The following is a 4,543-nucleotide window of genomic DNA, read 5'->3' as shown; positions in this document are numbered from 1 at the left end:
CTTCAGTAAAACAATCTGTATTCTTAAGCACAAAATTAGATGCGCTTACCCTGCTTAATATTGGCTCCAGAGACACTATGAACGACTATCTCAAAACACTAGAATTTTTTGGAAGTAAGACTTTAAACTGGTCGGAATTTCGCGCTCTTTTGTCACTGCAAATTTTTTTAGTACTTAAACACGGCTGTAACAGTAGAGCGATGTTTTCTCAACTTGATCATCAAGAGCTAATGAAGATTTTTGAGGATTACGGCATCAACATTGAACAGAGATTTAGAAGAATTCAAGTTGATTATTACTATATATTAAGAACGCATAGAGTCTCAGTACACTTAAAAGGAGAAGAGAGATTTACTGCTCAAAAAAGTGAACTACCGATTTTTTAGCTTTTACAAGCTACTACACCTACAGGGAAGGGAAAAACAGGTTTTTGCCCTTGATGACAAGCTACATTCGTAATGCCGATTTTACTAAAAAAGAGCTTAAATAGCCGCCTAGTAACCCCATCTGAAACGAGCAAGCAAAGTACTACTAAAGCACTACAAACCTCAAACAATTACACAGCATGGATTCGGCAAAAGGTTAGCAAGTGAAGTGACCTGAATTTTGCTTCTAACCCCCAGATTTTCATACACACTTTTTTGTTTAGGGGAGCGAGTGTAGTACTCAACGAATAACCATGAGTATTCATCTATACGGAGATAAAATAATGTGTACAAGAAAGAGAAATACTCAAAAACATCATTTGATGGGACAACTGAAACAATAGAAACAGAAGAAAGAAATTCGTCCGGTTTGTTAAAATTTTGTGGAGCGATCGCCGCGATAACTCTTTCAATAATTGCAGCCACGTTAGTTTTACAAATGTTTAACCATGCCAGTAGTACTAGAGGATTGGATAAGCCAATCTATCAATCTCAAAACCCAATGTGAAAAGATTCGGGGAGCGACCATAAGTTCGCGCACTTGGCGCAATTGGGAGCGCCTTGCTGGTGCAGTTTATCCGCAGGGAAAGAAGGTGAGCGATTGCTCATACACATCGGAACAATCACAGCTGTTGTTGTGCTTGGCGTGGTATCGCAAGGTTGCGCCCCGCGAGAAAGTAACATATCGGAGTTTAAGGAACTACTGGCAGAGTAACGAATACAAACTGGAGGAAGTATTTGATGCTTTTTGTGAAACAATAAATTCTCTCCAAGAGAAACAACCCGACACAGCTGCCCCTAAACTCATAGCGTTATCAAGCCTGAAAAGGTCATGTGACGAAATTATGAACCGTTGCATTTCTAGGAATTGTTGGGCTTCATGGAAGCAGTTTTTGGGGATATCAAAGTATGAACGCTATGTAGAAGAAGGAATTGCATCAATACTTGTATATATGGCCTGTACAAGATGAAGGTTCGACTTTAGAAACACAGTCTAGAGCAATTACAAGACGCAAGAAAGGAGAAATTGCACCGTTAGAGAAAGATCAGGCTCAAGTGATTGAGGAGGTAGAAATTGCCTTTGATGATGATTTGAGGGCGGCAATCATTCAAAGCTTGGTAAGAAACAAAGAATGGATTAAGCAGCAAGCCAATACTGAACGGGCATCATCTGAAGCTTTGGAATTAGCCCGACTCGAAGCAGTAGAGAGAGCTAGAGTTGAGGGAAAGCAGAAAGCACGTTCCCAAATGGCTGCTAAAAAGCGAGAGCAAAAAGCCGCGATTCAACAACGATTTATTGACGTGGAATTAGCACAGTTACTAGATAGTTGTGATTATCTGGGCTATGAAACCATGAAGAAAACTGTCAATGAATTTGCAAATCGTGTGGGTGTAAACCTGTCATGGGAGGAGCTAGAAGATGGAGAATTTAGATGCACACCAAGCATTGTCTGAAGTTCAAGACTTCACCACATCCGTTCGGGATGGCAAAGGATTTGCAGAGATTACACAAATCATTCAAATCGAAGTGCAACGGCAATTAGAGCAGCAATTAATTGACTTTCAAGCAGCGATCGCACAATCTAACTTAGCAATGATTGATGTGATGCACGCGGAATTATCACGCATCAAAGAAGAGTCAACGACTCTCAAGGGAGTGATGGAACAGCAGTTTGGGAGAATGCCCAACGCATTGCTGATATGTTACCTGTTGACATTAAGGTATTTGGCGACCTCACCGAAGAAGATGTAGCCTCGGCTGTAGATAAAGCCAAGGGTGCAGAGTTCCAAGCTAAAAACTGGGCGGAATATTCAACTGCTATTAGTCGCTATCTCAAATCCCTCTACAAGGTTAGAGAAAAGCAGGCTGAAGTTAGTGAAAATGTAGGCGAGGCGAGAATCGCTCATGCTGAGTTAGAGAAAAACCTCTCCACTAATCTAGCCAATCTGGAGTTGAAATTCCGAGAGATAGTTGGTGGAAGTCGTTCATCTGTTGCATCAGTACAAGATGATTTAGGAATCAGCCTGGGGCGAATTGCGTCAAACTATTCAGAGGCGCTAGCGAAGAAGCAAGCAAAACTGACGACTGAAACTACCAAGAAAGAACCCACACCTTACGAAGAACAAACCACATCTTTGGTTGATAGATTCCGTCAACTAAGAGAAGCACGTTATTCTGGTACTCCGCTTGGGATTACACAACGAGTTAAGTCGATGAACAGTTAAAGCTTTAATTAACAAGAAAAAGTAATGTCACAAGTTTGCAAACTCCTGATCTGGATATGTGGTTTTTTAATTGCTAGTGCAGCAACACAATTAATCAGTTTGCTACTCTGGTCGTTTCTCGTTGTCGGAGTGGCATCAGTAATTACTTATACCAAAGGTAAAGCTGATAACTCCATGCTCTTACAAATCATCTCTGTTGGATTAACTTTTGGGTGGTGCAAATGCTATTTCATTGGTTAAAAATTGGTGATAGTGGGTTAGCTGCTCTTGTACTAATTTTAGCTGTCTCTCCCAAAGACTTAAGATTTTTCATCCCTGGTAATATTGCTGCGATCGCACTAGTGAGTTATGCGGGTACTAAGTTGCGATCACTAGAAAAGTATTACCAGGACAAAGAGCGCGAAGAAGATATGTTTGCTGCCATGAAGGATACTCAGGCAGAAGAACAATTGCAATTCCTCTCCTCTGCTGCCGAAAGAAAACGTTCTTTTGAAGAGGCAGACAAGCAAACTGAAAGACAACTCAAACTCTTACAACAAACAGCACCATTATTCAGCGATGCTCTTAATGTTACCGGATGCAACGGTGCTGTCGAACGCATGGCTTTAGGTATGCGGGGTTTTTGTAGCAATCATACAGAAACTTACGTTAAGGCTCTATGCCTTACTGGATAAAGGTTATAAATGTCATCGTTGTAGCTGTAGTGCATTTCATCTGTAATTAGTCTGTCCAAAAAGATTCAAACCGTTGCGGAGAAATTTGCGTGTAGCGCACGGTATAGTGAATATTTTTATGTCCTAGGTAGTCTTGAATAGCTCTTGTATCGTGACCTGAGTTAGCCAAATAATAACCACAAGCTTTCAGGTAGCTGATGAGGATGAACTGGTTGAGTAATTCCTGCTTTTTCATCAGCTCTGGCAATAATGTGACGAATAACTCTGATGGACAGTGGGGTTTTAGGCTCGGAAACAAATATATATGGGGTATCGGGATAATCCCGTCGTATCTGAGGCAACGCTCTTAATTCCGGCGCACGCAGGGGATGAACAGTATCATGCCCATGTTTGACCCGACCAATCTCAATATAATCACCTGACAAATCGACCCCAGACCACTTGAGTGCCACTAACTCAGCTCCTGCGTTGTCCATGCCGAAACATGAGTAAAAGAATTGCGGCATCCCTGGTTCCATGCCGCCCAACTTGACGAGCTGCATGGATCATGGATTCAACTTCTTTTGGATGTAAATATTCCCGTTCTCGTTGTGATGGACGTTTGACAGGTGGCGGAGAACGAATTCTACCTATTCTACTGCGAACTAATTGATTTTCAAGCCAACATGGCTGGCAAACCTATTTTAACCGCTTGGCGTTTTCTCCAGTCCATTGAAGGACAGCGCCAGCCCAAGATGGAGAATGCACCACTAGGAGTAGTTGGTAAAAATTGGGTGCAATGGGTTGTTACAGAAGACGGAAAAATTGACCGTCGCGCTTATACTTTTTGTATTCTAGAGCAAATGGTTGATTCTCTGCGTCGCCGAGATTTATTTACTAGTCCTTCTGAGCGTTGGAGCAATCCGGGAGCTAAATTATTACAGGGTCAGGCTTGGGAGTCAGCCCGCTCCCATGTCTGCCGAGTTTTGAACCTGCAAGCAGCTCCTGCCTCTGAACTCCAAGTTCTCAAACAACAGTTAGATGAAGCCTATCAGCGTACTGCTAGCAACCTACCTCACAATACTGCTGTCAAAATTGAAGTCGCTAAAGGACGTGAGACATTAACTATCAGGAATTTAGATAAATTAGCAGAGCCTGAAAGTTATCTTCAACTTAAAACACTCGTAGACAGTTTATTGCCTCATGTTGATTTACCAGAAGTCCTGTTGGAGATTCAAG

Annotated in this window: 10 protein-coding genes and 1 pseudogene; 8 read left to right on the top strand and 3 right to left on the bottom strand. The window is 41.9% G+C overall.

Annotated features, from left to right (window positions below; all coding sequences use genetic code 11):
- Positions 1 to 386, top strand: a 386-nt coding sequence (locus ACFFAP_RS36280) for a hypothetical protein (RefSeq protein ID WP_375515746.1), incomplete at its 5' end; no start/stop codon positions are given.
- Between the two features lie 162 nt (positions 387 to 548).
- Here the strand turns inward: ACFFAP_RS36280 and ACFFAP_RS36275 are convergent.
- Entirely contained in the window at positions 549 to 851 is a 303-nt protein-coding gene (locus tag ACFFAP_RS36275; RefSeq protein ID WP_375515745.1) for a hypothetical protein, read from the bottom strand.
- A gap of 23 nt (positions 852 to 874) precedes the next feature.
- Here ACFFAP_RS36275 and ACFFAP_RS36270 point away from each other — a divergent pair, with 23 nt between their 5' ends.
- From ACFFAP_RS36270 to ACFFAP_RS36245, 6 genes are read left to right on the top strand one after another with little or no spacing between them, the layout of a single operon-like run.
- Positions 875 to 1,396, top strand: coding sequence for a hypothetical protein (locus ACFFAP_RS36270; protein ID WP_375515744.1), 522 nt, complete (start codon positions 875 to 877; stop codon positions 1,394 to 1,396).
- Positions 1,371 to 1,880 (top strand): hypothetical protein, encoded by a 510-nt coding sequence (locus ACFFAP_RS36265; RefSeq protein WP_375515743.1) that lies wholly within the window; start codon positions 1,371 to 1,373, stop codon positions 1,878 to 1,880. Before ACFFAP_RS36270 ends, ACFFAP_RS36265 begins: the two co-directional genes overlap by 26 nt.
- Positions 1,846 to 2,178, top strand: coding sequence for a hypothetical protein (locus tag ACFFAP_RS36260; protein WP_375515742.1), 333 nt, complete (start codon positions 1,846 to 1,848; stop codon positions 2,176 to 2,178). Before ACFFAP_RS36265 ends, ACFFAP_RS36260 begins: the two co-directional genes overlap by 35 nt.
- The gene (locus ACFFAP_RS36255; RefSeq protein WP_375515741.1) at positions 2,127 to 2,651 is read left to right on the top strand and encodes a hypothetical protein; all 525 of its coding nucleotides are present in this window, start codon (positions 2,127 to 2,129) and stop codon (positions 2,649 to 2,651) included. Before ACFFAP_RS36260 ends, ACFFAP_RS36255 begins: the two co-directional genes overlap by 52 nt.
- A 24-nt stretch (positions 2,652 to 2,675) precedes the next feature.
- Positions 2,676 to 2,891, top strand: a complete 216-nt coding sequence (locus tag ACFFAP_RS36250; protein ID WP_375515740.1) for a hypothetical protein — start codon at positions 2,676 to 2,678, stop codon at positions 2,889 to 2,891.
- The gene (locus tag ACFFAP_RS36245; RefSeq protein ID WP_375515739.1) at positions 2,873 to 3,325 is read left to right on the top strand and encodes a hypothetical protein; all 453 of its coding nucleotides are present in this window, start codon (positions 2,873 to 2,875) and stop codon (positions 3,323 to 3,325) included. Before ACFFAP_RS36250 ends, ACFFAP_RS36245 begins: the two co-directional genes overlap by 19 nt.
- 46 nt (positions 3,326 to 3,371) lie before the next feature.
- Here the strand turns inward: ACFFAP_RS36245 and ACFFAP_RS36240 are convergent, their stop codons facing one another.
- Positions 3,372 to 3,560: a tyrosine-type recombinase/integrase gene (locus ACFFAP_RS36240; protein WP_375515738.1), complete on the bottom strand. Its 189-nt coding sequence runs from the start codon at positions 3,558 to 3,560 to the stop codon at positions 3,372 to 3,374.
- Positions 3,487 to 3,867, bottom strand: coding sequence for a tyrosine-type recombinase/integrase (locus tag ACFFAP_RS36235; protein WP_375515737.1), 381 nt, complete (start codon positions 3,865 to 3,867; stop codon positions 3,487 to 3,489). Before ACFFAP_RS36235 ends, ACFFAP_RS36240 begins: the two co-directional genes overlap by 74 nt.
- Before the next feature lie 66 nt (positions 3,868 to 3,933).
- Between ACFFAP_RS36235 and ACFFAP_RS36230 the strand changes: the two are divergent.
- Positions 3,934 to 4,543 (top strand): annotated as a pseudogene (locus ACFFAP_RS36230) (Tn3 family transposase); the annotation flags it as partial.

It is taken from the genome of uncultured Nostoc sp. (genome assembly GCF_964245575.1).
Taxonomy (GTDB): Bacteria; Cyanobacteriota; Cyanobacteriia; order Cyanobacteriales; family Nostocaceae; genus Nostoc.
The sequence above is the reverse complement of the archived record's forward strand: the minus strand, read 5'-3'. Positions and strand labels throughout refer to the sequence as shown.